This is a genomic window from Kitasatospora sp. A2-31 (assembly GCF_022288725.1).
Lineage (GTDB): Bacteria > Actinomycetota > Actinomycetes > Streptomycetales > Streptomycetaceae > Kitasatospora.
Genome location: NZ_JAKNTA010000008.1, coordinates 292,593 through 314,862 on the forward strand (window position 1 = coordinate 292,593; position 22,270 = coordinate 314,862).

The 22,270-nt window shown below is 71.7% G+C and carries 26 protein-coding genes and 1 pseudogene; 14 read left to right on the top strand and 13 right to left on the bottom strand.

The features are described from left to right. The 3 genes from MCM47_RS23760 to MCM47_RS23770 all read left to right on the top strand — a co-directional run bounded on the left by MCM47_RS23760 (position 1) and on the right by MCM47_RS23770 (position 3,483). Positions 1-1,809: a cytochrome c biogenesis protein ResB gene (locus tag MCM47_RS23760; protein WP_238863708.1), complete on the top strand. Its 1,809-nt coding sequence runs from the start codon at positions 1-3 to the stop codon at positions 1,807-1,809. A 3-nt stretch (positions 1,810-1,812) separates the two neighbouring features. Further along, on the top strand, positions 1,813-2,949 hold the full coding sequence (gene ccsB, locus MCM47_RS23765; RefSeq protein ID WP_238863709.1) for a c-type cytochrome biogenesis protein CcsB: 1,137 nt from the start codon (positions 1,813-1,815) through the stop codon (positions 2,947-2,949). A gap of 147 nt (positions 2,950-3,096) precedes the next feature. Then, the gene (locus MCM47_RS23770) at positions 3,097-3,483 is read left to right on the top strand and encodes a hypothetical protein (protein ID WP_238863710.1); all 387 of its coding nucleotides are present in this window, start codon (positions 3,097-3,099) and stop codon (positions 3,481-3,483) included. A 22-nt stretch (positions 3,484-3,505) separates the two neighbouring features. On the opposite strand, the gene MCM47_RS23775 is transcribed toward MCM47_RS23770, so the two are convergent. Next, the gene (locus tag MCM47_RS23775; RefSeq protein ID WP_238863711.1) at positions 3,506-4,546 is read right to left on the bottom strand and encodes a ScbA/BarX family gamma-butyrolactone biosynthesis protein; all 1,041 of its coding nucleotides are present in this window, start codon (positions 4,544-4,546) and stop codon (positions 3,506-3,508) included. A gap of 348 nt (positions 4,547-4,894) precedes the next feature. Between MCM47_RS23775 and MCM47_RS23780 the strand changes: the two genes are divergently transcribed. Beyond that, entirely contained in the window at positions 4,895-5,494 is a 600-nt protein-coding gene (locus tag MCM47_RS23780) for a ScbR family autoregulator-binding transcription factor (protein WP_238863712.1), read from the top strand. A 48-nt stretch (positions 5,495-5,542) separates the two neighbouring features. Here MCM47_RS23780 and MCM47_RS42640 read toward each other — a convergent pair whose 3' ends face one another. From MCM47_RS42640 to MCM47_RS23800, 4 genes are all read right to left on the bottom strand, one after another. After that, complete coding sequence (locus MCM47_RS42640) at positions 5,543-6,235, bottom strand: ScbR family autoregulator-binding transcription factor (RefSeq protein WP_305068010.1); 693 nt, start codon at positions 6,233-6,235, stop codon at positions 5,543-5,545. A gap of 205 nt (positions 6,236-6,440) precedes the next feature. Beyond that, on the bottom strand, positions 6,441-6,653 hold the full coding sequence (locus MCM47_RS23790) for an acyl-CoA carboxylase subunit epsilon (RefSeq protein ID WP_238863713.1): 213 nt from the start codon (positions 6,651-6,653) through the stop codon (positions 6,441-6,443). A 55-nt stretch (positions 6,654-6,708) separates the two neighbouring features. Beyond that, positions 6,709-8,310 carry an acyl-CoA carboxylase subunit beta gene (locus tag MCM47_RS23795; protein WP_238863714.1) on the bottom strand — a complete coding sequence of 534 codons (1,602 nt, stop codon included), beginning with the start codon at positions 8,308-8,310 and terminating at the stop codon, positions 6,709-6,711. 437 nt (positions 8,311-8,747) lie between these two features. Then, positions 8,748-9,152: a PLD nuclease N-terminal domain-containing protein gene (locus tag MCM47_RS23800; protein ID WP_238863715.1), complete on the bottom strand. Its 405-nt coding sequence runs from the start codon at positions 9,150-9,152 to the stop codon at positions 8,748-8,750. A 109-nt stretch (positions 9,153-9,261) separates the two neighbouring features. Here MCM47_RS23800 and MCM47_RS23805 point away from each other — a divergent pair, with 109 nt between their 5' ends. Both MCM47_RS23805 and mqnP read left to right on the top strand, forming a co-directional pair. After that, complete coding sequence (locus MCM47_RS23805) at positions 9,262-10,719, top strand: menaquinone biosynthesis decarboxylase (RefSeq protein WP_238863716.1); 1,458 nt, start codon at positions 9,262-9,264, stop codon at positions 10,717-10,719. Next, positions 10,716-11,624 (top strand): menaquinone biosynthesis prenyltransferase MqnP, encoded by a 909-nt coding sequence (mqnP, locus tag MCM47_RS23810; protein WP_238863813.1) that lies wholly within the window; start codon positions 10,716-10,718, stop codon positions 11,622-11,624. The genes MCM47_RS23805 and mqnP overlap by 4 nt, the downstream gene beginning before the upstream one ends. A 13-nt stretch (positions 11,625-11,637) precedes the next feature. Here the strand turns inward: mqnP and MCM47_RS23815 are convergent, their stop codons facing one another. Continuing rightward, positions 11,638-11,850, bottom strand: a complete 213-nt coding sequence (locus tag MCM47_RS23815) for a DUF4287 domain-containing protein (protein WP_238863717.1) — start codon at positions 11,848-11,850, stop codon at positions 11,638-11,640. Positions 11,851-11,901: 51 nt separating this feature from the next. Further along, positions 11,902-12,543, bottom strand: coding sequence for a DUF998 domain-containing protein (locus MCM47_RS23820; RefSeq protein WP_238863718.1), 642 nt, complete (start codon positions 12,541-12,543; stop codon positions 11,902-11,904). 168 nt (positions 12,544-12,711) lie between these two features. Between MCM47_RS23820 and MCM47_RS23825 the strand changes: the two genes are divergently transcribed. The 3 genes from MCM47_RS23825 to MCM47_RS23835 are packed head-to-tail and all read left to right on the top strand — an operon-like array spanning position 12,712 to position 13,919. After that, complete coding sequence (locus MCM47_RS23825) at positions 12,712-13,557, top strand: helix-turn-helix transcriptional regulator (protein ID WP_238863719.1); 846 nt, start codon at positions 12,712-12,714, stop codon at positions 13,555-13,557. Next, the gene (locus tag MCM47_RS23830) at positions 13,532-13,735 is read left to right on the top strand and encodes a DUF397 domain-containing protein (RefSeq protein WP_238863720.1); all 204 of its coding nucleotides are present in this window, start codon (positions 13,532-13,534) and stop codon (positions 13,733-13,735) included. The genes MCM47_RS23825 and MCM47_RS23830 overlap by 26 nt, the downstream gene beginning before the upstream one ends. After that, positions 13,722-13,919, top strand: coding sequence for a DUF397 domain-containing protein (locus tag MCM47_RS23835; protein WP_238863721.1), 198 nt, complete (start codon positions 13,722-13,724; stop codon positions 13,917-13,919). The genes MCM47_RS23830 and MCM47_RS23835 overlap by 14 nt, the downstream gene beginning before the upstream one ends. A gap of 7 nt (positions 13,920-13,926) precedes the next feature. Here the strand turns inward: MCM47_RS23835 and cpt are convergent, their stop codons facing one another. Next, positions 13,927-14,460, bottom strand: a complete 534-nt coding sequence (cpt, locus tag MCM47_RS23840) for a chloramphenicol phosphotransferase CPT (protein WP_238863722.1) — start codon at positions 14,458-14,460, stop codon at positions 13,927-13,929. Positions 14,461-14,533: 73 nt separating this feature from the next. Here cpt and MCM47_RS23845 point away from each other — a divergent pair, with 73 nt between their 5' ends. Further along, on the top strand, positions 14,534-15,013 hold the full coding sequence (locus tag MCM47_RS23845) for a diadenosine tetraphosphate hydrolase (protein WP_238863723.1): 480 nt from the start codon (positions 14,534-14,536) through the stop codon (positions 15,011-15,013). Between the two features lie 17 nt (positions 15,014-15,030). Here MCM47_RS23845 and MCM47_RS23850 read toward each other — a convergent pair whose 3' ends face one another. Both MCM47_RS23850 and MCM47_RS23855 read right to left on the bottom strand, forming a co-directional pair. Beyond that, positions 15,031-15,432, bottom strand: a complete 402-nt coding sequence (locus MCM47_RS23850) for a PIN domain-containing protein (RefSeq protein WP_238863724.1) — start codon at positions 15,430-15,432, stop codon at positions 15,031-15,033. After that, the gene (locus MCM47_RS23855; protein WP_238863725.1) at positions 15,429-15,674 is read right to left on the bottom strand and encodes a type II toxin-antitoxin system CcdA family antitoxin; all 246 of its coding nucleotides are present in this window, start codon (positions 15,672-15,674) and stop codon (positions 15,429-15,431) included. The genes MCM47_RS23850 and MCM47_RS23855 overlap by 4 nt, the downstream gene beginning before the upstream one ends. A gap of 472 nt (positions 15,675-16,146) precedes the next feature. On the opposite strand from MCM47_RS23855, the gene MCM47_RS23860 reads away from it, so the two are divergent. Further along, positions 16,147-16,998, top strand: coding sequence for a helix-turn-helix domain-containing protein (locus MCM47_RS23860; RefSeq protein ID WP_238863726.1), 852 nt, complete (start codon positions 16,147-16,149; stop codon positions 16,996-16,998). Positions 16,999-17,097: 99 nt separating this feature from the next. Then, entirely contained in the window at positions 17,098-17,724 is a 627-nt protein-coding gene (locus MCM47_RS23865) for a DJ-1/PfpI family protein (RefSeq protein WP_238863727.1), read from the top strand. Positions 17,725-17,730: 6 nt separating this feature from the next. On the opposite strand, the pseudogene MCM47_RS23870 reads toward MCM47_RS23865, so the two are convergent. Beyond that, positions 17,731-17,988, bottom strand: a pseudogene (locus MCM47_RS23870) (GNAT family N-acetyltransferase); the annotation flags it as partial. Positions 17,989-18,148: 160 nt separating this feature from the next. Next, entirely contained in the window at positions 18,149-18,547 is a 399-nt protein-coding gene (gcvH, locus tag MCM47_RS23875) for a glycine cleavage system protein GcvH (protein ID WP_238863728.1), read from the bottom strand. 177 nt (positions 18,548-18,724) lie between these two features. Here gcvH and MCM47_RS23880 point away from each other — a divergent pair, with 177 nt between their 5' ends. Both MCM47_RS23880 and MCM47_RS23885 read left to right on the top strand, forming a co-directional pair. Beyond that, a complete protein-coding gene (locus MCM47_RS23880; protein WP_238863729.1) occupies positions 18,725-19,609 on the top strand; it encodes a RimK family alpha-L-glutamate ligase in 885 nt (294 codons plus the stop codon). 49 nt (positions 19,610-19,658) lie between these two features. Beyond that, the gene (locus MCM47_RS23885; RefSeq protein ID WP_238863730.1) at positions 19,659-20,027 is read left to right on the top strand and encodes a VOC family protein; all 369 of its coding nucleotides are present in this window, start codon (positions 19,659-19,661) and stop codon (positions 20,025-20,027) included. Positions 20,028-20,129: 102 nt separating this feature from the next. Here MCM47_RS23885 and MCM47_RS23890 read toward each other — a convergent pair whose 3' ends face one another. Continuing rightward, the gene (locus MCM47_RS23890; protein WP_238863731.1) at positions 20,130-22,238 is read right to left on the bottom strand and encodes an LPXTG cell wall anchor domain-containing protein; all 2,109 of its coding nucleotides are present in this window, start codon (positions 22,236-22,238) and stop codon (positions 20,130-20,132) included. Positions 22,239-22,270 lie beyond the last annotated feature (32 nt).

Here is a 22,270-nt window from a genome sequence, read left to right on the forward strand (position 1 = left end):
GTGAGCAAGACCACGACCGATACCGAGCTGCCCCCGGGGGCGGTCGAGGACGCGGCCGAGCGGCTGACCACCGCGCCGACCGAGTCGGACGGCCCCGTCGGCATCGGCGTGCTCGGCTGGCTGCGCTGGGTGTGGCGCCAGCTGACCTCGATGCGGGTCGCGCTGATCCTGCTCTTCCTGCTCTCGCTGGCCGCCATCCCCGGGTCGCTGATCCCGCAGAACGGCCAGAACCAGTTCAAGGTCGAGACCTGGAAGGCGCAGCACACCACGGTCGCGCCGATCTACGAGAAGCTCCAGCTGTTCGACGTCTACAGCTCGGTCTGGTTCTCGGCGATCTACATCCTGCTCTTCGTCTCGCTGGCCGGCTGCATCGTCCCGCGCACCTGGCAGTTCGTCGGCGTGCTGCGGGCCCAGCCGCCGGCCGCGCCGAGCAACCTGACCCGGATGCCGGTCCACGCGGCCTGGCGCACCGACGCCGACGCCGGGACGGTCAACGCCGCGGCGTACCGGCTGCTGCGCAAGCGCCGGTTCCGCGCGAACCTGGCCGGCGGTTCGGTGGCCGCGGAGAAGGGCTACCTGCGCGAGGTCGGCAACCTGGTCTTCCACCTGTCCCTGTTCGCCCTGCTCGGCGGCTTCGCCTGGGCGAGCCTGGCCAGCGGCACCGGCGGCAAGCTGATGGTCGCCGGCGAGGGCTACTCCAACACCATCACCCAGCTGGACGACTTCACCGGCTCGCGGTTCTACGCCAGCCAGGACCTCGACCCCTTCTACCTGAAGCTGAACGGCTTCACGGCGCGCTTCCAGAGCAAGGGCGACCAGATCGGCGCGGCCCGGCAGTTCACCGCGAACGTCGAGTACTACGCCGGCAGCGACGCGGAGAAGCTCAAGCAGGGCACGATCGAGGTCAACCACCCGCTGGAGATCGGCAGCAGCAAGGTCTACCTGATCGGCCACGGCTACGCCCCGGTGATCACCGTGCGCAACGCCGCCGGGGAGGTCGTCTACTCCGGTGCCACGCCGTTCCTGCCGCAGGACGGCAACCTCACCTCGACCGGCGTCGTCAAGGTCTCCGACTACGGCGACAAGGACGGCAAGAAGACCCAGATGGGCTTCTCCGGCTTCTTCCTGCCGACCGCCCCGGTGGCGTTCGACGCGAACACCGGCCCGCGCTCGCTCTTCCCCGGCGACGCCGACCCGGCGCTGGTGCTGAACGCCTTCGCGGGCGACCTCGGCACCGACTCGGGCCTGCCGCAGAACGTCTACCAGCTCAACACCAAGAACCTCACCCAGCTCCAGCAGGACGGCCAGCCCGCCAAGGTCCGACTGAAGGTGGGCCAGGGCTGGACCCTGCCGGACGGCTACGGCACCGTCACCTTCGACGGCTACAAGCAGTGGGCCAGCTTCAACATCTCGCACCGGCCGGGCAACGGGATCGCCCTGGCCGGCGGTGTGCTGGCGATCCTCGGCCTGATCGGCTCGCTGTTCGTGCAACGCCGCCGGATCTGGGTGCGGGCCGTGGCCCTGCCGGGCGGCGGCACGCAGGTGGAGCTGGCCGGCCTGGCCCGCAGCGAGTCGGCGAAGATCGCCGAGGAGCTGGCCGAGCTGGCGGTGGACCTCCAGGACGACGCGCCGGCCACCGACGACCCGGACGAGTCCGCCACCGACGACCCGGCCGCGCCCGCCGCGGAGGGCGGGCCCGGCACCCCCGAGTCCGGCGAGGCCTCGGCCGCCCCCGAGCCCCCGCAGCCCGCAGAGCCCGCACAGCCCGCAGAGCCCGCAGTCCCCGCCGACCAGAAGTCCAAGGAGTAGACGGTGCAACTCGCCTCGGCGGTCGACCCCCAGCTGGCCGACCTCTCCAACAAGCTGATCTATTCGGCCATGGCCGTCTACCTGATCGCCATGTTCGCCCACATGTTCGAGTGGACGTTCGGCAGCAAGGGCGCCGTCGCCGTCCGCTCGACCGAGCAGGCCGGCCTGGCCGAGACGGTCGCCGCGGCCGGGGCCGCGAACGCCAGGAGCGCCAAGAAGGTCACCGTCACGGTCGCCTCGGCGGGCGGTGGCACCACCACGCTCACCCGGACCGCCCTGGCGGGCGAGGGCGCGACGGTGGTCACCAGCGGCCGCGGCGAGGACGAGACCGACGGCCCGGGCGCCGCCGGCACCAGCGAGCGGGCCGACCTGGCCGGCCGGATCGCGGTCTCGCTGACCGTGCTCGCCGCGATGCTGCACGCGGGCGGCGTGCTCACCCGCGGGCTCTCGGTCTCCCGCTGGCCGTGGGGCAACATGTACGAGTTCTCCTGCGCGTTCGCGCTGGCGATGACCACCGCCTACCTCGGCCTGCTGGCCTCCCGGAAGAAGGTCCGCTGGCTCGGCCTGCCGGTCACCCTGGCCGTCCTGCTGACCCTCGGCGTCGCGGTCTCGGTGCTGTACACCGAGTCCGAGCAGCTCGTCCCGGCGCTGCACTCGTACTGGCTGGCGATCCACGTCTCCACCGCGATCGTCTGCGGCGGCGCCTTCTACGCGGCGTTCATCGCCACGCTGCTCTACCTGGGCAAGGACTCGTTCGACAAGCGGATGGCGGCCGGCCTCGCCACCGGCCCGCTCGGCACCTCGCCGTCCGTCTGGCGGCGCCTGCCGGCCGCGTCCACCCTGGACAAGCTCTCCTACCGGATCAACGCGCTGGTCTTCCCGCTGTGGACCTTCACCATCATCGCGGGCGCGATCTGGGCCGAGGCCGCCTGGGGCAAGTACTGGGAGTGGGACCCGAAGGAGACCTGGTCGTTCATCACCTGGGTCGCCTACGCCTGCTACCTGCACGCCCGCGCCACCGCCGGCTGGAAGGGACGCAAGGCCGCCTACCTGGCCCTCGCCGCGTTCGCCTGCTGGCTCTTCAACTACTACGGCGTGAACATCTTCGTCACGGGAAAGCACTCCTACGCGGGGATCTGACCCGGGCACAGCACGAAGCACGCTCGGCCCGGCGCTCCGCAGAACGGAAGCCGGGCCGAGGTGTGACAGGGGTAGTTCGTGCCGGCCAACCCGAGCCGGCACGGGGAGGAACGAGGAGGAAATCGCGCAATGGAGTGCGACGAGGTCATGCTGACCGTCCGAATCACCGCCGCCGAGCGCACGCTGCTCCGCCGGCTCGCCCAGGGGCACCGGAGCGACGTCTCCGAGGTCGTGGCGGACGGCCTGCTGGACATCATCCCCACGCTCAGTACGCAGGCGGACGCCTTCCGCCTGCTGGGTGCGCTCGCGGCCCCCGCGCCGTGCGCCCTGACGGTCTGGCTGCCGACGCCGCTGGCCGACCTGCTCGTCCCGGGTGCGGCCCGGATCGCCCAGGTCACCCAGGTCCGGGTCGGGTCGGCCAGCGCCATGCTCGGCGCCGCGCTGCGGCTCTGGCTCGCCCAGGACCCGAGCCGGCTGGCCGCCAACCTCAGCGTGATGCACGCCGGCCGCCCGGCCGCGCTGGTCGCGGCCTGACCCCGGCGGCGCGCCGCCGGGCTCAGCAGGCGAGCGGCAGGCCCGGATCGCGGTCCGGGCCGGCCGGGCGCCGGTCGGCCGCCCCGCCGTCGGCCGGGGCGGTCAGCAGCCGGCACTCGGCGACCGTCCGGCCGTCCTGCGTCAGCAGCACCCGGACCGGTACGGCCGGGCCGTCCGCCCCGGCTCCGGCGGCGATCCGCGACTCCCGGACGGCGCGCACCAGGCACGGCCGGTCCAGCTCGATGAAGCCGCTGAACGACGACACCAGCTCCACCGGCACCACCGGATCGGGGTGGCGCAGCCGCTGGGCGGCCTGCCGGGCGGCCTCCAGGACGACCATGCCGGGCACGTGGTCCAGGGCCGGCTCGGAGAGCACCGGGTGGCGGACGTCGGCCCGCAGCAGCCAGCTGCCCGGCACCGGCGACGGCCCGAGCACGACGTCCGCGGCCTGCTCGCGGCCGGCCATCTGGGGCTTGGTGCAGGCGGGGGGCAGCCAGGGCGCCGCCGCACGCCGGGAGGGCTCGCGCAGCCGGGCGTACGCGGCGGGGGACAGCGCCCGCAACTGGACGGCGGCGCGGCCGACCGGGCGGCCGTCCCGCTCGACCTCGACGTGCACCCGCAGCGAGGCCAGCCGCCCGTGCCGCATCCGGACGTCCTGGCAGGTCGCCCGGAGCATCAGGGCGGCGGGGGCGCCGGTGATGGCGAGTCCGTCGAGACCGTCCGGGCCGAGGGAGTAGCAGAGCTCGTCCAGCGCGAAGTGGTGCCCGCGGGGTACGCCGAAGCCGACGTGGCCGATCAGGAGGGCGGCCTGCCGGACGGTCTCGGCCATCAGCACCGGGTCGTGGTGACGGTCGCCGGGCAGCCGGTAGAAGCCGTGCAGCCGGGGCCACTGGGCGCCGAGCAGGAAGTCGTAGGGGCCGGTGGACTGCCAGCCGGTGATCAGGACCTCGGAGACGGAGGAGCGGTGGACCAGGTGGCGGGAGACGGTCCGGTCGTGGAAGTCGTAGCCGGCGCCGGTGTGGAAATACGGACCGTCGGCATCCGGTTCTACGATCGCTGGCATGGCTGGCCCCACTCCCGGGTCTCGGTCGACGGCCGCGCCGGCGGCCCCCTCACAAAACATACAAACCAACCGGTTTGCCTGCAGTGAGCGGGGTCCCCGCTGCCGGGACCTCGGCATGATCACGTTACCCGCGCACCGGCCTGCGGGAACGTCCGGGCGGGCGATGCCGGACCTTGGGCGGGGGTCGATCCCCGCTGGACGGCGGGGGAGAGCGAGGAGCTAGATTAGATACCAACCATGCGGTTTCGGGCGGGCCGTCCGCATGCGAGGCGTCGCACCAACGACGGCGGCGCCCTGACAGCAGCCGGGCGAGCCGGGATCTCGCCGAGGCCGAGGCCGGAGGGGCCAGTGGTCAAGCAGGAACGTGCGGGGAGGACGAGGCAGGCCGTGCTGCTCGCCGCGGCGGACGCGTTCGCGGAGGCCGGCTTCGAAGCGGCCAACCTGGTGGACATCAGCCGCCGCGCGGGCGTCAGCAAGGGCGCGCTCTACTTCCACTTCGTCTCCAAGCAGGCGCTGGCCGACGGGGTCCGGGCGGCGGCCGCCCGCGAGATCGGCTCGGCCGCCCTGCGTGCCCGGCGTGCCGGCGGCCCGGCCCTCCAGGGCCTGATCGACTTCTCGCACGAACTGGCCCGGCTGCTGCGCGAGGACGTGCTGGTGCGGGCCGGTGTCCAGCTCGGCCAGGGCGCCCGGTTCGGCGCCGGGGCCGCCTGGCGGAGCCTCAGCGAGGTGTTCCGCCGCCTGCTGGACCGTGCCGCCGCCGCGGGTGAGCTGCACCCGGGGGTGGACCTGCGGCAGGCCGCGGACCTGCTCACCACCCTGGCGGCCGGCCTGGTGCTGTTCGCCCCCGAGGACGCCGGCCGGCTGCGGCCGGAGGCCGTGCGCGGCCTCTGGGCCGCGGCCCTGCCCGCCCTGGTGCCGGCCGACCGCTGCTCGGCGTACCGGACCTGAGGCCGCGCCACCGCACCCGGAACCGGGCCGGCGGCACCTGAGCCCGGCTCAGTCGCCGGTGCCGGTGCCGGTGCCGGTGCCGGTGCCCGTGACCGGGTCGGGGACGGGCGAGGGCTCGGGGCCACGGCCCGGCGCCCGCTCGGCCACGCTGATCCGGGCCAGCGCGTCCGGCTGGACCAGCCCCGGCAGCAGCATCGTCCAGAGGTCGGCCATCCGCTGCAACAGGTCGCGTCGGCCGGTCAGCACCTGCGAGCTGAGCTGGATCCCGGTGACCGCTCCGGTGATCACCCCGGCGGCCGCCGCCGGGTCCAGGCCGGGGTGCAGGTCTCCCGCGTCGCGCGCCTGCTCCAGCAGTGCGCGCGCCGCGTCGGACCAGCGCTGGTAGGCGGCGATCTGCGGCTGGGTGAAGCTGCCGTGCTCGATGGTCAGCCGGATGCTGCCGCGCACCATCGGGTCGTCCACCAGGGCGTGGGCGAAGGCGTAGCCGAGGTCGATCAGGGTCTGCACCGGGCTGTCCGAGGTCGGCCGCCAGGTGGCGAGCCAGGCGCCCTGCCCCTCGATCACCGCGAGCGCGAGCTCCTCCTTGGAGCCGAAGTGGAAGTACAGCGCGCCCTTGGTGACGCCGGCCCGCTCCAGGATCTCCGACATGGTGGCGGCGGCGTAGCCGCGCTCGTCGAACACCTCGGCCGCGGCGAGGAGTACCGCCTGGCGCGTCGCCAGTGCCCGGGCCTGCCTGGCCATCGCAGCCTCCCTGGAATGCTCTCGTACTCGGCGGCGGCCGATCCTACGGGGGCCGACGGGGCGGGGAATCGCATACCGTCCAGTAGGTATTCTACCGAGCCGCCCGTCACGGGCCCGGGGTGCGAGGGCCCCGCAGGCGCCGGGAACGGCGACGGCCGGCCACCCGGAGGGGGTGGCCGGCCGTCGGTCGGATGCTGCGGGGCCGTCAGGCGGCCTGCTGCCAGCTGACCGGCGAGAAGTACGCCGGGCGGCGCTCCAGGCGGTGCCAGTTGGCGATCGGCTCGACCGGCGCCACGGCGGCGGCGGCCTGCTGGGCGGCCGCGGCGCGGGCCATCAGCACGGCGGTCAGGGCGGCGAGCTCCTCGTCGGAGAGCGAGCCGCGGACGACGCGGACGAGTGGTTCGGCGGAAGCGGTCATGGTGTTGGTTTCTCCCCCGGCACGTTTCTGGTGAATGGTCAGCAGAACTGCGGTGCTACATGGGCGGGTTGCCGTGCTTGCGGCTCGGCAGGTCGGCGTGCTTGGTGCGGAGCATGGCGAGCGAGGAGGCCAGGACCTGGCGGGTCTCGGCGGGGTCGATGACGTCGTCCACGAGGCCGCGCTCGGCCGCGTAGTACGGGTGCATCAGCTCGGTCTTGTACTCCTTGATCTTCTGGGCGCGCATCGCCTCGGGGTCCTCGGCGCCGTTGATGTCGCGGCGGAAGATCACGTTGGCGGCGCCCTCGGCGCCCATGACGGCGATCTCGTTGGTCGGCCAGGCGAACGAGAGGTCCGCGCCGATCGAACGGGAGTCCATCACGATGTACGCGCCGCCGTAGGCCTTGCGCAGGATCAGCTGGATGCGCGGCACGGTGGCGTTGCAGTACGCGTACAGCAGCTTGGCGCCGTGCCGGATGATGCCGTCGTGCTCCTGGTCGACGCCGGGCAGGAAGCCGGGGACGTCGAGCATGGTGACCAGCGGGATGTTGAAGGCGTCGCACATCTGGACGAAGCGCGCGGCCTTCTCGCTCGCGTTGATGTCGAGCACACCGGCCAGCGACTGCGGCTGGTTGGCGATGATGCCGGTGACGTGCCCGTCGATCCGCGCCAGCACGCAGAGCACGTTGGTGGCCCAGCGCTCGTGGACCTCCAGGTACTCGCCGTGGTCGACGATCTCCTCGATCACCTTGCGCATGTCGTACGGGCGGTTGCCGTCGACCGGCACCAGGTCGAGCAGCGCGTCGTTGCGGCGGTCCACCGGGTCGTCGTTGACGACGGTCGGCGGCATCTCGCGGTTGTTCTGCGGCAGCAGCGACAGGAGGTAGCGGACCTCCTCGATGCAGGACTGCTCGTCGTCGTAGGCGAAGTGCGAGACGCCGGAGACCCCGGAGTGGACGTCGGCGCCGCCCAGGCCGTTCTGGCTGATCTTCTCGCCGGTCACGGCCTGGACCACGTCCGGGCCGGTGATGAACATCTGCGAGGTCTCGCGGACCATGAACACGAAGTCCGTCAGGGCCGGGGAGTACGCGGCGCCGCCGGCGCACGGGCCGAGCATCACCGAGATCTGCGGGATGACACCGGAGGCCCGGGTGTTGCGCTGGAAGATGCCGCCGTAGCCGGCCAGGGCGGTGACGCCCTCCTGGATGCGGGCGCCGGCGCCGTCGTTCAGCGACACCAGCGGCGCACCGGCCGCGATGGCCATGTCCATGATCTTGTGGATCTTCTGCGCGTGGGCCTCGCCCAGCGCGCCGCCGAAGATGCGGAAGTCATGGGCGTAGGTGAAGACCGTCCGGCCGTGCACCGTGCCCCAGCCGACGACGACGCCGTCGGTGTGCGGCTTCTTCGCCTCCAGGCCGAAGCCGGTGGCGCGGTGTCGGCGCAGCGGCTCCACCTCGCGGAACGAGCCCTCGTCGAGCAGCAGCTCGATGCGCTCACGGGCGGTCAGCTTGCCCTTGGCGTGCTGGGCCTCGGTGGCCTTCTCGCTCGGGCCTCGGCGGACCTGGTCGCGCAGTTCGTGCAGCTCGGCGACCCGCCCGTGGGCGTCGGCCGGGATCTCGGGGATCTCGTCGCCGACCGGCGCCTCATGCACAACCGTCATCTCGAACCACTCCAAGGGTGAGGGAACTGTCCGACAGCCAACGTCTGCATTGCCCCCGGCTGCGAATCACTTCTTCACTTATGACTGTACGAGGGGCCCGGCGCTGGTTTCGGCGTCGATTCCGTACAAGGTCGCGTCCGTTTAGATGTCAGGGCTGTACAGAAACCGAGGGCGGGCCCTGTGATCGGACAGTGTCCGTTCGATTACCCGAAGCTGTCGTCCGAGTGGCGGTCCGATGATCTGAACGGAAGGAAACGTGCAGGTCAGCCCAGGCGGACGGGGGCCCGGACGGGGCTCCTCAAGGGGGTCGATAGCCGGATTTCAGCGGAGTGTGCTGGGCGGCCCGAGGCGGCTCCGGGCGCCGATCAGTCGTAGGGAAGCGCCAAAAACAGCGAGGCCCACCCGGGAGGCTCCGGGTGGGCCGTCCGAGGGAGCGCTCAGCTCTTGCGGCCGTCCTCCGGCTCGTCCTTGCCCCGCAGCTCCTCCTCGCGGCGGCGCAGGTCGGCCTCCCACCGCTTGAGCATGTCCTCGTGCCGGTTGTCGTCCTTCTTCAACGACGCTAGGAATTCGGGGTCGTCGTCCGGCGCGAGCGGTCGGCCGCCGCGCGCGCGCTCGTACTCGGGATAGCCGGTGGTGCGGCCCGCCGTGCGGGGCTGCAGCGCGCCGCGCTGCTTGCCGGCCACCAGCCAGGCGATCGAGCCGACCAGCGGGAAGAGCAGCACGATGATCACCCAGACCACCTTGGGGAGGTGCTTCACCTCTTCCTCGGGCGTGGTCAGGCAGTCGATGAACGCCCACACCCAGAGGGCGAGCGGGAGTACGAAGGTCAGGATCCTCAGCACGGCGGCGATCTCCCCCGGCGGCGGTGGCGGCGGGCGCCGCGAACCGCTGGACGGCTTCGACGGGGGCCCTTGACCGAGCCAGGCTATCGGGTGGCGGATACTGACTGGCATGGCATACGACGATCTCCGTTCGTTTCTGCGGGCCCTCGACCGCGAGGGCGATCTCAAGCGCATCAGGGCCGAGGTGGACCCCCATCTGGAGATCGGCGAGATCGTCGACCGGGTGCAGAAGGCCAAGGGCCCGGCCCTGCTCTTCGAGAACGTCAAGGGCTCCTCGATGCCGCTGGCGATGAACGTCTTCGGCACCGAGCGCCGGCTCGCCAAGGCGCTCGGGCTCAAGGGCCCCGACGACATCGCCGACAAGATCGCCGGTCTGCTGAAGCCCGAGCTGCCGCAGGGCTTCACCGGCTTCCGGGACGCCTTCGGCAAGCTCGCCTCGATGGCCCACGTGCCGCCGAAGCACGTGAAGTCCACCGACGCCCCGGTGCACGAGGTCGTGCTCACCGGCGAGGACGTCAACCTGGACGAGTTGCCGGCCCTCTTCACCTGGCCGCTCGACGGCGGCTCCTTCTTCAACCTCGGGCTCACCCACACCAAGGACCCGGACACCGGAGTCCGCAACCTCGGCCTGTACCGGCTCCAGCGGCACGACCGCCGGACCATCGGCATGCACTGGCAGATCCACAAGGACAGCCGCAACCACTACGCGGTCGCCGCGAGGCGCGGCGAGCGGCTGCCGGTCGCGATCGCCTTCGGCTGCCCGCCGGCCGTCACCTACGCGGCCACCGCCCCGCTGCCCGGCGACATCGACGAGTACCTGTTCGCCGGCTTCGTCGCGGGCGAGCGGGTGAAGATGGTCGACTGCAAGACGGTGCCGCTGCAGGTCCCGGCCGACGCCGAGGTGGTCCTGGAGGGCTGGCTGGAGCCGGGCGAGATGCTGCCGGAGGGGCCGTTCGGCGACCACACCGGCTTCTACACGCCGCAGGAGCCGTTCCCGGCGCTGAAGATCGACTGCGTGACGATGCGCCGCCGCCCGATCCTGCAGTCCATCGTGGTCGGCCGGCCGCCGACGGAGGACGGCCCGCTGGGCAAGTTCACCGAGCGGTTCTTCCTGCCGCTGCTGAAGGTGATCATCCCGGACATCGTCGACTACGACCTGCCCGAGGCCGGCGGCTTCCACAACTGCGTGATCGTCTCGATCGACAAGAAGTACCCCAAGCACGCCCAGAAGACGATGCACGCGATCTGGGGCGCGCACATGATGTCGCTGACCAAGCTGATCATCGTGGTGGACTCCGACTGCGACGTCCACGACTACCAGGAAGTGGCCTGGCGGGCCTTCGGCAACGTCGACTACAGCCGCGACCTCACCGTCGTCGAGGGCCCGGTCGACCACCTCGACCACGCCTCGTACCAGCAGTTCTGGGGCGGCAAGGCGGGCATCGACGCCACCCGCAAGCTGCCCGAGGAGGGCTACACCCGGGACGGCGGCTGGCCCGAGATGGTCTCCTCCGACCCGGCCACCGCCGCCCTGGTCGACCGCCGCTGGAAGGAGTACGGGCTCTGATGAGCACCGCTGCCGCCCTCCCCGAGGTCCCGCCGGGCAAGGTCAAGGCCTTCCTGCGGCTGGTGATGATCGAACACTCGGTCTTCGCCCTGCCGTTCGCCTACATCGCCGCCCTCACCGCGATGTTCCTCGCCGACAAGCGGGTGCACTGGGGCGAGCTGTTCATCGTCACCGTCTGCATGGTCGGCCTGCGGACCTTCGCGATGGCCGCCAACCGGATCATCGACCGCGAGATCGACGCCCGGAACCCGCGCACCGCCGGCCGCGAGCTGGTCACCGGCGCCGTCGCGGTGAAGACCGCGTACATCGGCTCGGCGATCGCGCTGGTGGTCTTCCTGGGCGCGGCCGCCCTGCTGAACCCGCTCTGCCTGGCGCTCGCGCCGGTCGCCGTGGTGCCGATGGTGGTCTACCCCTACGGCAAGCGGTTCACTGACTTCCCGCAGGCGATCCTGGGCCTGGCCCAGGCGATGGGCCCGGTCGGCGCCTGGCTGGCCGTCACCGGCTCGTGGTCCTGGGACGCGGTCGTGCTCGGCGCGGCGGTGGGGATCTGGATCGGCGGCTTCGACCTGATCTACGCCTGCCAGGACGTCGAGTCGGACCGCGAGGGCGGCGTGCGCTCGGTGCCGGCCCGCTTCGGGATCCCGGCGGCGGTGTGGGGAGCCCGCGTCTGCCACGTGCTCACCACGTTGCTGCTCGGCTGGTACGCGGTGCTGACCGGCGCCGGCGTCGCCTTCTGGACCGGCCTCGCCGTCGTGGCCGGCGCCTTCGTCTACGAGCACACCATCGTGAGGCCGAACGACCTGTCGAAGCTGAACCGGGCGTTCTTCCAGACGAACGGGTTCGTCGGGATCTCGCTGTTCTTCTTCGCGCTGGTCGACCTGGTCGTGCGCGGCCTGGGGATCTGACCCCCGCGCGCGGCTACCGGGCGCCCTCGTCGAGCGTGTGCTTGACGAGGGCGTTCGCGTGTCCGTGACCGAGGCCGTGCTCGGCCTTCAGCCAGGCGACCAGCTCCATGTGCTTGGTGAGCGGGGAGGAGCGGATCAGGTCCTTCCAGTGCGCGATCGGCCGGCCGTACTTCTTCTCGATGGAGGGGAAGTAGCTGGCGGGGCCCTTGACGGCGTCGGTGCTCATGGCAGCGGTTCTCCTGTCAGGTCGTCAGTTCGATCTTGCCGGGGATGATTCTCACGCAGAGAGCCGGACGGCGACAGCGCTCAGCCAGGCGAGTCCGAGCGCGGCGCCGATGGTGAAGGCCATGACGGTGGCGCCGGAGCCGGCGAAGCCGGCCAGCACGCCGAGCGGCATCAGGCGCGAGGCGATCGCCCAGCCGCGGCGGCCGGTGGCGGCGAAGTATCGGGCGAGGACGAGGAACGCGGCGCAGAGCGCGAGGTAGCCGACCGCGCCGCCGACCATGTGGACGGCGCCGTGGGCGCTCAGCCCGGTCACCCGGCCCTCGGGGGCGCCGACCGGGAACCCGGCCCCGGGGTCGGCCTCGAAGGCCGAGCTGAGGAGGAACGACGTGCCGAACACCGCGACCAGGCGGGGCGCCCAGGTGCCGCCGGGGCGGTTGCGCAGGGCCTGGTGGAGGCCGGCGGCGCCGGCGAGGATCAGGACGCCGGCGAGGAGGAAGTTCGCGGTCTGGGTCCAGCCGGCGTCGCCGAGGGCGAGCTGGCTGATGGCGTTGCGGGAGAAGTCGAAGCCTTCGCGGGTGAGGCCCTGGGCGATGCCCGCGGTGAGGAACAGCGGCCCCGCGAGAGCGCCCGCGGCGAGGAGGGTCCGGGTCGCGGGGGCGGTGGCGAGCGGGGCGGCGGTGAGCGTGTTGGTCATGCCGGTAAGACCGGGGGAGTGGGCGGAACTCATCGCCGGCATGGATGTGATCTGGGTCACGCGCTGGTGTGACAAGCCCACTATCGCTGTTCCTGTCCCGGCGGCCGTGGCGGCTGACTAGTGTGGGCGGCCTGAGGCCCAAACACCGGTTCCTTGAAGGAGCATGGCATGGCTGTCGAGCACGACCCCTCGCACTCTCCCCGCGCGTACTACGGCGCGGAGCTGCGGCGCCTCCGGGAGCAGGCCGGCCTGAGCCAGGAGGCCCTGGGGCAGCTGGTCTTCTGCTCCGGCGGCTACATCGGGCAGATGGAAGTGGCGGTGCGGAAGCCGCAGGAGGATCTGTCGAAGCGGCTGGACCAAGTGCTCAAGACCGACGGCCACCTGCTGCGGGTGTACGAGATGGTGAAGAGGTCGTCGCGGTACGTCGACTACTTCGCTGATGTAGCAGAACTCCAATCGATGGCGAGAACCATCAGCCAGTCCTCACCGCTGCTAGTACCGGGGTTGATGCAGACGCCCGACTACGCACGGGCACTGTTCGAGTCGGCGCAACCGCTCAGGAAGGCAGCTGACAACGAGGCCCTTGTGGCCGCGCGCATGGCACGGACGGAGCTGCTTGAGCAGTCGAAAGCCCCGCAGTATTGGGCCGTCCTGGACGAAGCAGTCCTTCGCCGGCCAGTCGGCGGAGCGGCCGTGATGGGGGCGCAGATGGCTCACCTTGGAGAGCTGATTCGCAGCAGGAAGGCGCTCATTCAGGTGGTCCCGTATTCGGTCGGTGCGCACTCGCTGATGGTGGGTCCGCTCTGTCTGATGACCTTCGACGATGCGCCCCCGGTCGCGTACGTCGAGGGGCCCTTCACGGGAAACCTGGTGGACGATCCGGCGCTGGTCGGTAGGTGCACGCTGGCCTACGATCTGGTCAGGGCTGCCGCACTGCCGCCGGAGGCGTCCCTGGCCCTGATCGAATCGGCGGCGAAGGGCTACGCGAATGCACCGAGTCGAGCAGTGGCGTAAGAGCAGTTACAGCAGCGGCAACGAGAGTAATGACTGCATTGAGGTGGATGACGCCCGCCCGGGTTCGGTTCGTGACTCGAAGGACCCCGAGGGCCCGCGCCTCCGCTTCACCCCGGCCGCCTGGCAGGCCTTCGTGACCGCCACCGCTCGCCAGGAGTTCTCGGATGCATCGAACTGAGCAGTGGCGCAAGAGCAGTTACAGCAGCGGCAACGCAAACGACAACTGCATCGAGGTGGACGACGCTCGCCCGGGTTCGGTTCGTGACTCGAAGGACCCTGAGGGCCCGCGCCTCCGCTTCACCCCGGCTGCCTGGCAGGCCTTCGTGACCGCCACCGCCACCGGCGAGTTCGGCGCCGCCTGACTGGCGCTCACCGCACCCGGGCGGCGATGGCTCGGGCGCAGTCCAGGGACTCGGTGTGGGTGGTGTCCACCTCCAGGTCGTAGACCACGCCCTGGTGGACGATGGACGCCTGTTGGGCGGCCATGCCGAGGGCCCGGTCCCCGCGGGCGATCTCGCGGCCGGCGGCCACCGCGCTCTCGCACCGGACGCCGACCCACAGCACCTCCAGGCCGTCGAGGACGTCCCGCCAGCGCGCCTGGGACTCCGCTGCGCCGAGGAACACGTCGTCGACGATGATCCGGGCCCCTGCCCGGGCCATCGCGGCGACCCCTGCCATCCACGCGGCCTCCAACTCCCGGAAGGTCGAGCCGATGGTCACCGCGCCGTCGTCGGTGATGTCGATCCCGAGGTCCGAGGCCTGCATGGACGCCGGCATCATCTCGATCAGCGAGTCGATCGCCGCTGCGAGCCACGGATCGGGCAGGACTGCTTGGAGACACCGGACGATCCCTGACTTGCCCGAGCTCGATCCGCCGTTCAAAACGATCACTTGAGTCGTCACCAGGTCACCGTAGAGGCGGGAGCACGTCCGGCCGAAGCGGTTTTCGGAAGGCCGCGGCACTAGCATCGGCAGCGTGATCGACAAATCCGTGGACTTCCGTGAGGACCGGATCGGCAGCGCCCTCCGCGGCGAGAACCCGACCGTGATGCGCCGCCTCGACGCCGGGTTCGCCGTGATCGGGGACGTGCAGTTCCTGCCCGGGTACTCGATCCTGCTCACCGACGAGCCCGGCGTCGAACGGCTCTCCGACCTGCCCCGCCCGCGCAGGCTCGCCTACCTCGCGGACCTGGACCTGCTCGGTGAGGCCGTCGAACGCGCCTGCCGGGCCGCCGATCCGGCCTTCCGCCGGGTGAACCTGGAGATCCTCGGCAACAAGGACCCCTTCCTGCACGCCCACGTCTGGCCCCGCTTCGACTGGGAGCCGGAGCACCTCGTCCAGAAGCCCGTCTGGCTCTACTCGTCGGACCACTGGCGCGACGAGCGGTACGCCCTCGCCCCGCGGCACGACGCGATCCGCGCCGCCGTCACCGCCGAGCTCGACACCCTGCGCTGAGTGGACGCGGATATCGCTCAGACCGCGATGAGCCGAACCCGGCCGTCGCAGAGCCGGAGCATCTCGTCCGCGTCGGAGGCGAGCATGGCTACCGGCCCGGGCTGTCTGAGCGCCAAAGCGGCAACGGTCGCGTCGATCGCGTACTTGTGGCCGTGCAAGCCGGTTCGCTTCAGGAGGTTCGCCGCGTCTCTCGCCACATCCTCCGTGACCGCCTCGATCTTGACCCGAGACAGAGCCCAGTTCAGGCGAGCCATGTTCACGCGCGCATGCATGACTTCCACGATGGTGTTGGCGCAGACGACGACGTCTGCGCCCATACCCTGAAAGACTTGGAGCCGGGCCATTGCGCGGCGATCTTGTGAGACCAAGGTGGACAGTCCCTGGGAATCCAGGACCAGGGTCTCGAATCGGTCAGTCACGCTGCTTCTGCCTGTGAAGATCCACCCGATCCGAAGATCTCCGCGCGGGCCTGGGCAAGCTCCTCCTCGGTGAACGCACCGTGCTCCTCCTGGTAGCGGCGGAGGTCGTCGCCAAGAAGCCGGTTCCTGATCTGCCGGGCCACGGCTTCGGCGACGAAGCCGGAGACGTTGTCTGTGAGCTTCTTGAGTTCCGCGACCTGCTCCGTCGGCAGCGTCACCGTGATGCGAGTTGTAGCTCCCATAAGGCGAGCATGCTGCAATATGCACCATGTGCGGCCAGCAAGGTTTGCTTCACCCTCGCCAACCGGTGGTGCCCGGCCTCGACCCGGCCGCCGGGCGGTCGCGCCGAGGTGCTCGTCGAGGTGGGCGCCGCAGGGTCTCTCGCGGGGAGCGATTGGACCTCTTTGCTCGACTGTTGGCGTGCGTGTCGGCCAACCTGATGCCCACGTTGAGGCCTCCGTCCCGGGGGCCCCTGTCGTTCATCGACCCCTTGTGCGCGCCGCGATGCTGTTCTTGGCGCCGGCCGGCCGAGTCCGGGCCGCAGGACCGTTCGTGGTCGTAATCTGCCTGCTGAAGAACGGAGTTGACTGTTTCGCAGACCGACTACCGCGCTGCGTTATGACCGTGTTACGGTCCGCGACGTAAGCAGAAAAGAAGAAGACCCCAGCGGTGCGCCAACACCCCGGGGTCTGGCATCAGGAGCAGGACCTCCCCATGCAGATTCATCGTAGCGCGCACGCGCGCGGTTTCACCGTCCTTCCGAACGTCCTGCTCCAGGACCGTCGGCTCAGCTTCACCGCCCGCGGCCTCTTGGCCGACCTGCTCTCCCGGCCCGACGGCTGGCGCGAGGACGGGCGCCAGATCGCCGACTCCAGCCCGCACGGGCGCGGAACCATCCGACGGACCCTCAAGGAGCTGACCGAGGCGGGCTACTACCGCGTCGAGCTGATCCGGATGCCCGACGGCACCCTCCGCTCGGAGGCGCACGTCTACGACACGCCGCAGCCCCGCCGGTCGCCGGGTGACACCCCTCCGGACGTCGGTGGGCCGGAAGGTGGCGCCCCTGTCACCCCTCCCGTAAAGAACCCGGAACAAGAACCCACCCTCCCGGCCGAGTCGCCCGATCCGCAGACCGCCGCCGCGGTCGCCCTGCTGTTCCGGGTGCTCCGCCCCGAGCCGCGCCTGCGGCTCGGCGAGCGCGAGGCGGCGGCCCTCGCGCCGCTCGTCGCCGAGTGGCTGCAAAGGGGCTCCACCGAGGCGGACTTGGTCCAGGCCCTGCTGCCCGGCCTGCCCTCGGACGTGTGCTCCCCGGTCGGCCTGCTCCGGAACCGCCTGCAGCGGAAGATGCCGCCCGAACGGACGACCCCCGAGCCTCGGCCGGCCGGGTACGCCGAATGCGCCGGGTGTCACGATCCGGTTCCCCGCCCCGGCATCTGCCGGGCCTGTGCCGGCCTGGCGGCGAGACCGCTCGCCGTCGGGCGCGGGGCCGCCGTGGTGGCTGCCGGGGTCGCCCGGGCTCGCCTCGCCCTGCGCGGCCCCCGTCCGGCCGCGGGGTTGCCGGGCTGAGACAACCCGGCACCCGTTCTCGTGAACTTGCCGCGCGTCCCCGGGCGTGTCCGCAGAGGCGTCCTCAGGCTCCACGCGTCCCTGCCTAGGCTCCCCGGCATGGACATCGTCATCCCGCTCTTCAAGCTCTACGAGCCACTCGACGCCATCGGTCCGTACGAGCTCCTGGCGAACCTGCCGGAAGCCAAAGTGCGCTTCGTCGCGCCCGAACCGGGGCGGGTCACCGACGTGCTGCGCTCCCTGCACGTGGAGGTGCCCACCCGGTTCTCGGAGGTCGAGTCCTGCGACGTGCTGCTCGTCCCGGGCGGTGCCGGGGCGCGACTGATGCTCAACAACACGGAGTTCATCGACTGGGTGCGCCGGATCCACGAGACGACCCGTTTCACCACCTCGGTCTGCACCGGGGCGCTCATCCTCGGGCAGGCGGGGCTGCTCAAGGGGCTCACCGCGACCACCCACTGGATGGCGATGGACGACCTGGAGACGTTCGGCGCCACCTACACCGCGGAACGCGTCGTCCGGCACGACAAGATCCTCACCTCGGCCGGAGTCTCCGCCGGTATCGACCTGGCCCTGCAGCTCTGTGCGTTGCTCAGCGACGAGTTCACCGCCAGAGCCATCCAACTCTTCACCGAGTACGACCCCCAGCCGCCGTTCGACAGCGGCTCCCTGGCCACCGCGACGCCCGAGGTCGTGGCCCGTGCTCGGGAGCTCGCCGCCGGCTGAACCCACTCAGCCGGTCAGGCCGCGCCGGTACCGGACGCCCGGCCGGTCGTCGATCGTGACCTCCCCGACGGCGGTGAAGCCGGTGCGGCGGAGCACGGCCATGGAGGCCGGGTTGTCGACGGTCGTCACGGCGGTGAGCGCGGAGAGCCCGTACCCGGCTGCGGCCAGCCGGCAGACCTCCTGCACGGCGGCCGTGGCCACGCCCCGGCCGGCGGCCCGTTCACCGATCCGGTAGCCGAGTTCGGCCGAGCCGTCCTCGACGTCCGGCGACTACCGGATCGTCTACACGATCGAGGACGGCCGGCTCATCGTGTGGGTCCTCGCTGCCGGGTATCGCCGCGAGGTCTACCGGCGCTTCTGACCTGAGCCGGCCGGGCCGGGCCCGGGTCGGCCGGGTGGCGGCCGACCCGGGCGGGCGGTGCCGCTACTCGGCCGACTCCGCCTTGATGTACGCCTCGTACTGGGCGGCGGTGAGCAGGCCGTCCAGCTCGGCCGGCTTGGTGAACGTGATCTCGATCATCCAGCCTTCGTCGTACGGGTCACTGTTGACCAGCTCGGCCTCGTCGTTCAGGGACTCGTTCACGGCGGCGACGGTGCCCGTGAGCGGCATGTAGGTCTCGCTCACCGACTTGACCGACTCGATGCTGCCGAACGGCTCGGTGATCTCGAAGGCGTCGCCCTTCTTGGGGAGTTCCACGAAGACGACGTCGCCGAGCTGGCGCTGTGCGTAGTCGGTGATGCCCACGCGGGCCGTGTCCTTGCCCAGGGACGCCACCCACTCGTGGTCCTTGGTGTACTTGCGGTCGTTCGGGATGTGCGCCATGGGGGCCTCTCCGGGTATCGCCGGGCGGATCGGCTGACGGTCTGTCAGCTACGGGAAAAGAGCCTGCCGCAGATTCCCGTAGCCGGGCAGGATGTTCACCCGGACGTGTGAGCCCCCTGCTCGCCACGGCCGTACCCACACCGAGGATCCCCCGGGATCCGGACCCAGGAGAGCCGCGTGAGCACTGCCAGGATCGCCGTCGTGACCAGCCTCGCCCACGCGGAGTACGACCCCGATCTCGCGCTGGTCGTCGAGGCTCTGCGCGCCGAGGGACTGGCGGCCGAGCCGGTGGCCTGGGACGCCGACCGCCCGGGGTGGGAGGCGTTCGACCTGGCGGTCATCCGCTCGACCTGGGACTACTCGGAGCGGCTCGGCGAGTTCCTGGCCTGGGCCGACGCGACGGCCCGCGCCACCCGGCTCTTCAACCCCGCGCCGGTGGTGCGCTGGAACAGCGACAAGCGCTACCTGCTGGAGCTGGCCGAGCGGGGCGTCCCCGTGGTGCCGACGCGGATCCTCGAGCCGGGGGCGCCGGCCGCCGAGGCCGACTTCGACCGGCCCGCGGGCGTGGTGGTCAAGCCCGCGGTCTCGGCGGGGGCCCGCGACACCGCGTGGTACGAGCCCGGCCGGTCCTCGGACGCCCTGCGCCACGCCCGGATGCTGCTGGACGAGGGCCGCACGGCGATGGTGCAGCCGTACCTCCCGCTGGTGGCGGAGGGTGAGCGCGCCCTGGTCTTCGTCGCCGGCGCGTTCAGCCACGCGATCCGCAAGGGGCCGGTGCTGACCGAGCCGGGCGTCATCGACAACGACCGGGTCGCCCACCCGGGCCTCACGGCGTACGAGCCGACCGAGGCGGAGCTGCGCACCGCCCGGACCGCCCTGGCGGCGGCCCCCGCCGCGGACGGCCTGCTCTTCGCCCGGGTCGACCTGGCCCTGGACGAGGCCCGGGAGCCGGTGGTGATGGAACTGGAGCTGATCGAGCCGAACCTCTTCCTCGGCCACACCCCGCAGGGTCTCCAGCGGCTCGCCGCCGCCGTCGCCGCCCGCGCGGCCACCGCCCGCTGACCGCCGTCCGGCGGGAAGAATCGGACCACTCGACCTCTGGAGGAGACACGTGATCGGCAAGCTGCAGTGCATCGTGCTCGACTGTCCGGACCCGGCCGCACTGGCCCGGTTCTACGCGGGGCTGCTGGGCGGTGAGGTGGACCGGCCGGACCGGCGCTGGTCGCTCGACGCGGACTGGTCGACCCTGCACACGGAGGACGGGGCGGTGATCTGCTTCCAGCGGGTGGCCGACCACCGGCCGCCGCGGTGGCCCGACCCGGCCCACCCGCAGCAGGTGCACCTGGACATCGAGGTGGCCGACCTCGACGCGGCCGAGCGCGAGGTGCTCGCGCTCGGCGCCACCCGGTTGAGCGACGCCGGAGGCTGGCGGGTCTACGCGGACACCGCCGGCCACCCGTTCTGCCTCATCCGCGGCTGAGCGGGCCGGCGCGCGGGCCGAGCCGGCCCCGCGCGTGGAAAGGGCCGAGCCCCGGCTCTCCGGTTGGGGGCCGGGGAGCCGGGGCTCGACGTTGGAGGGGCGTCAGGCGGAGCGGCGGCGGCGCGACGCGAACAGCGCGCCGATGCCGGCCAGGAGGAGAGCGCCGGCGCCCGTCGCGGCCTTCTCCATGCCGTCGGAGCCGGTGTGGGCCAGCTCGCCGCCCGCCACCGAGGTGGTGCCGGTGGTGGTACCGCCGGTGGTGGTGGTCGAGAAGCCGGCGTTCCGGACGGTGGTGCCCGTGGTGGTGCCGGTGGCGGCCGGCGCGGCGGTGAGCTCGATCTCGACGTTCTGCGGGCCCCGGACGGCGGGCGCGAAGCCGGGGGTCTGCTGGACGGCCCAGGGGTGGACGTAGGACTTGCCGAGCGGGGCGTCGGCGGTGAAGGCGAGGCGGACGTGCCGGGTGTCCTTGCTCTCCGGGGCGATGGTCTTGTCGGCGGTGAGGTGGTAGGTCACCCGGTCGGAGCCGCTGGCGACGCCGGTGATGCTCTCCCAGCTGCCGTCGGCCTTGCGCACCTGGAGGGTGCTGCGGCTGTCGGCCTCCACGACCTTGTCGACGTCGGTGTAGCGCGAGCCGCTGTCGTTCGTGAAGGTGACGTCGAACTCGGCCGGGGCGCCGCCGGCGACGGCGGTGGTCGGCGCGTCCTTGACCTGCACGGTGAGGGCCTTGGCGACGATCTCCTTGGTGCTCTCGGCGAGGACGGTCTTCGAGGTCGGGTCGAGCACGGCCGAGCTGAGCTTGATCGGCGAGTCCGAGCCGCCCCAGTCGTTGTTCAGCGGGGTGGCGATGCGCAGGTGGATGGTCCTGGTGGCGCCGGCGCCGACGGCCAGGTCGGTGATCTCGCCGGTGAAGTGGAAGCCGTTGCCCTGGCTGAACGCCAGCGTGACGGGCTTCCAGGTGCCGTCCCCGGCGCGGTACTCGATGGCGATGCGGTCCTTCGAGCGGGCGAAGCCGTTGCTCGCGTCGAGCTTCAGGGTGAACGGAGCCTCGGCGGTGCCGGGGTTGGTGACGGTCTCGGTGAACTCGACCGCCTGACCGCCGTGGCCGATCGAGGCGGGCGCGTTGACGGTCAGCTCCGGCTTGGCGGCGACCGGCGCGGCGGTGAGGTCGATCTCGGCGAACTGCGGGCCGCGGGCGGCGTCCATGTAGCCCGGGATGTGCTGCACGGCCCACGGGTTGAGGTAGGCCTTGCCGAGCGGGGCGTCGGCGGTGAAGGCGAAGCGGACGTGCCGGGTGTCGCTGCCGCCGGGGGCGAGGGTCTTGTCCTCGGTGAGGTGGTAGGTGACCTGCTTGGAACCGGGCTGGCTGCTGGCCTCGCCGGTGATGTTCTCCCAGCTGCCGTCGGCCTTGCGGACCTGGAGCGTGCTGCGCCCGTCGGCCACCACGACCTTGTCGACGTCGGTGTAGCGCGAGGCGCTGGCGTTGGTGAAGGTGACGTCGAACTCGGCCGGCGCGCCGCCGGCGACCATGCTGGTCGGCGCGTCCTTCACCTGCACGGTGAGGGCCCTGGCCGTGAACTCCTTGGTGCTCTCGGCGAGGACGGTCCTGGCGGCCGGGTCGAGCACGGCGGAGCTGAGGGTCACGGGCGAGTCCCCGTTGCCCCAGTCGTTGTGGAGCGGTGCGGCGATGCGCAGCTGGACGGTCTTGGTGGCGCCGGCGGCGACGGTCACACCGGAGATCTCGCCGGTGAAGTGGGGCGAGGCGAAGGTCAGGGCGACAGGCTTCCAGGTGCCGTCCGCGGCGCGGTAGTCGATGCCGATGCGGCCCGTCCCAAGGGCGCCGGGGGCACTCGCGTCGAGCTTCAGGGTGAAGGACGCCTCGGCGGTGCCGGGGTTGGTGACGGTCTCGGTGAACTCGACCGCCTGACCGCCGTGGCCGATCGACGCCGGCGGGTTGACGGTCAGCTCCGGCTTGGCGGCCCCGTTCGCGGCCTTGGCGGTCTTGGCCGCCGGGGCGTCCGGGGCCTTGGCGGCCGGGGCCTCGGTGGCCGTCGCGGAAGGCGCCGTGGTGGCCGGGGCGGTGACGGCCGGCGGGACGTCGGCGGCGAACGCGGCGGGGGCCGAGACGACCGCTCCGGTGGCCAGCAGCGCGCCGAGGGTGGCGGCGGTCAGGACGGTGGAGCGGGAACGACGGGCGCGCGTGGTGATGGACATTCTGAATACCCCCCAGGGTGTTTCAAGCTGCG

Excerpts from the sequence above, each read along its gene's own strand:
- MCM47_RS23770 (WP_238863710.1), top strand. The coding sequence starts at position 3,097 with ATGCTGACCGTCCGAATCACCGCCGCCGAGCGCACGCTGCTCCGCCGG.
- MCM47_RS23775 (WP_238863711.1), bottom strand. The coding sequence starts at position 4,546 with ATGCCAGCGATCGTAGAACCGGATGCCGACGGTCCGTATTTCCACACC.
- MCM47_RS42640 (WP_305068010.1), bottom strand. The coding sequence starts at position 6,235 with ATGGCCAGGCAGGCCCGGGCACTGGCGACGCGCCAGGCGGTACTCCTC.
- MCM47_RS23790 (WP_238863713.1), bottom strand. The coding sequence starts at position 6,653 with ATGACCGCTTCCGCCGAACCACTCGTCCGCGTCGTCCGCGGCTCGCTC.
- MCM47_RS23795 (WP_238863714.1), bottom strand. The coding sequence starts at position 8,310 with ATGACGGTTGTGCATGAGGCGCCGGTCGGCGACGAGATCCCCGAGATC.
- MCM47_RS23805 (WP_238863716.1), top strand. The coding sequence starts at position 9,262 with ATGGCATACGACGATCTCCGTTCGTTTCTGCGGGCCCTCGACCGCGAG.
- MCM47_RS23815 (WP_238863717.1), bottom strand. The coding sequence starts at position 11,850 with ATGAGCACCGACGCCGTCAAGGGCCCCGCCAGCTACTTCCCCTCCATC.
- MCM47_RS23820 (WP_238863718.1), bottom strand. The coding sequence starts at position 12,543 with ATGACCAACACGCTCACCGCCGCCCCGCTCGCCACCGCCCCCGCGACC.
- MCM47_RS23825 (WP_238863719.1), top strand. The coding sequence starts at position 12,712 with ATGGCTGTCGAGCACGACCCCTCGCACTCTCCCCGCGCGTACTACGGC.
- MCM47_RS23830 (WP_238863720.1), top strand. The coding sequence starts at position 13,532 with ATGCACCGAGTCGAGCAGTGGCGTAAGAGCAGTTACAGCAGCGGCAAC.
- MCM47_RS23835 (WP_238863721.1), top strand. The coding sequence starts at position 13,722 with ATGCATCGAACTGAGCAGTGGCGCAAGAGCAGTTACAGCAGCGGCAAC.
- MCM47_RS23855 (WP_238863725.1), bottom strand. The coding sequence starts at position 15,674 with ATGGGAGCTACAACTCGCATCACGGTGACGCTGCCGACGGAGCAGGTC.
- MCM47_RS23860 (WP_238863726.1), top strand. The coding sequence starts at position 16,147 with ATGCAGATTCATCGTAGCGCGCACGCGCGCGGTTTCACCGTCCTTCCG.
- MCM47_RS23865 (WP_238863727.1), top strand. The coding sequence starts at position 17,098 with ATGGACATCGTCATCCCGCTCTTCAAGCTCTACGAGCCACTCGACGCC.
- gcvH (WP_238863728.1), bottom strand. The coding sequence starts at position 18,547 with ATGGCGCACATCCCGAACGACCGCAAGTACACCAAGGACCACGAGTGG.
- MCM47_RS23890 (WP_238863731.1), bottom strand. The coding sequence starts at position 22,238 with ATGTCCATCACCACGCGCGCCCGTCGTTCCCGCTCCACCGTCCTGACC.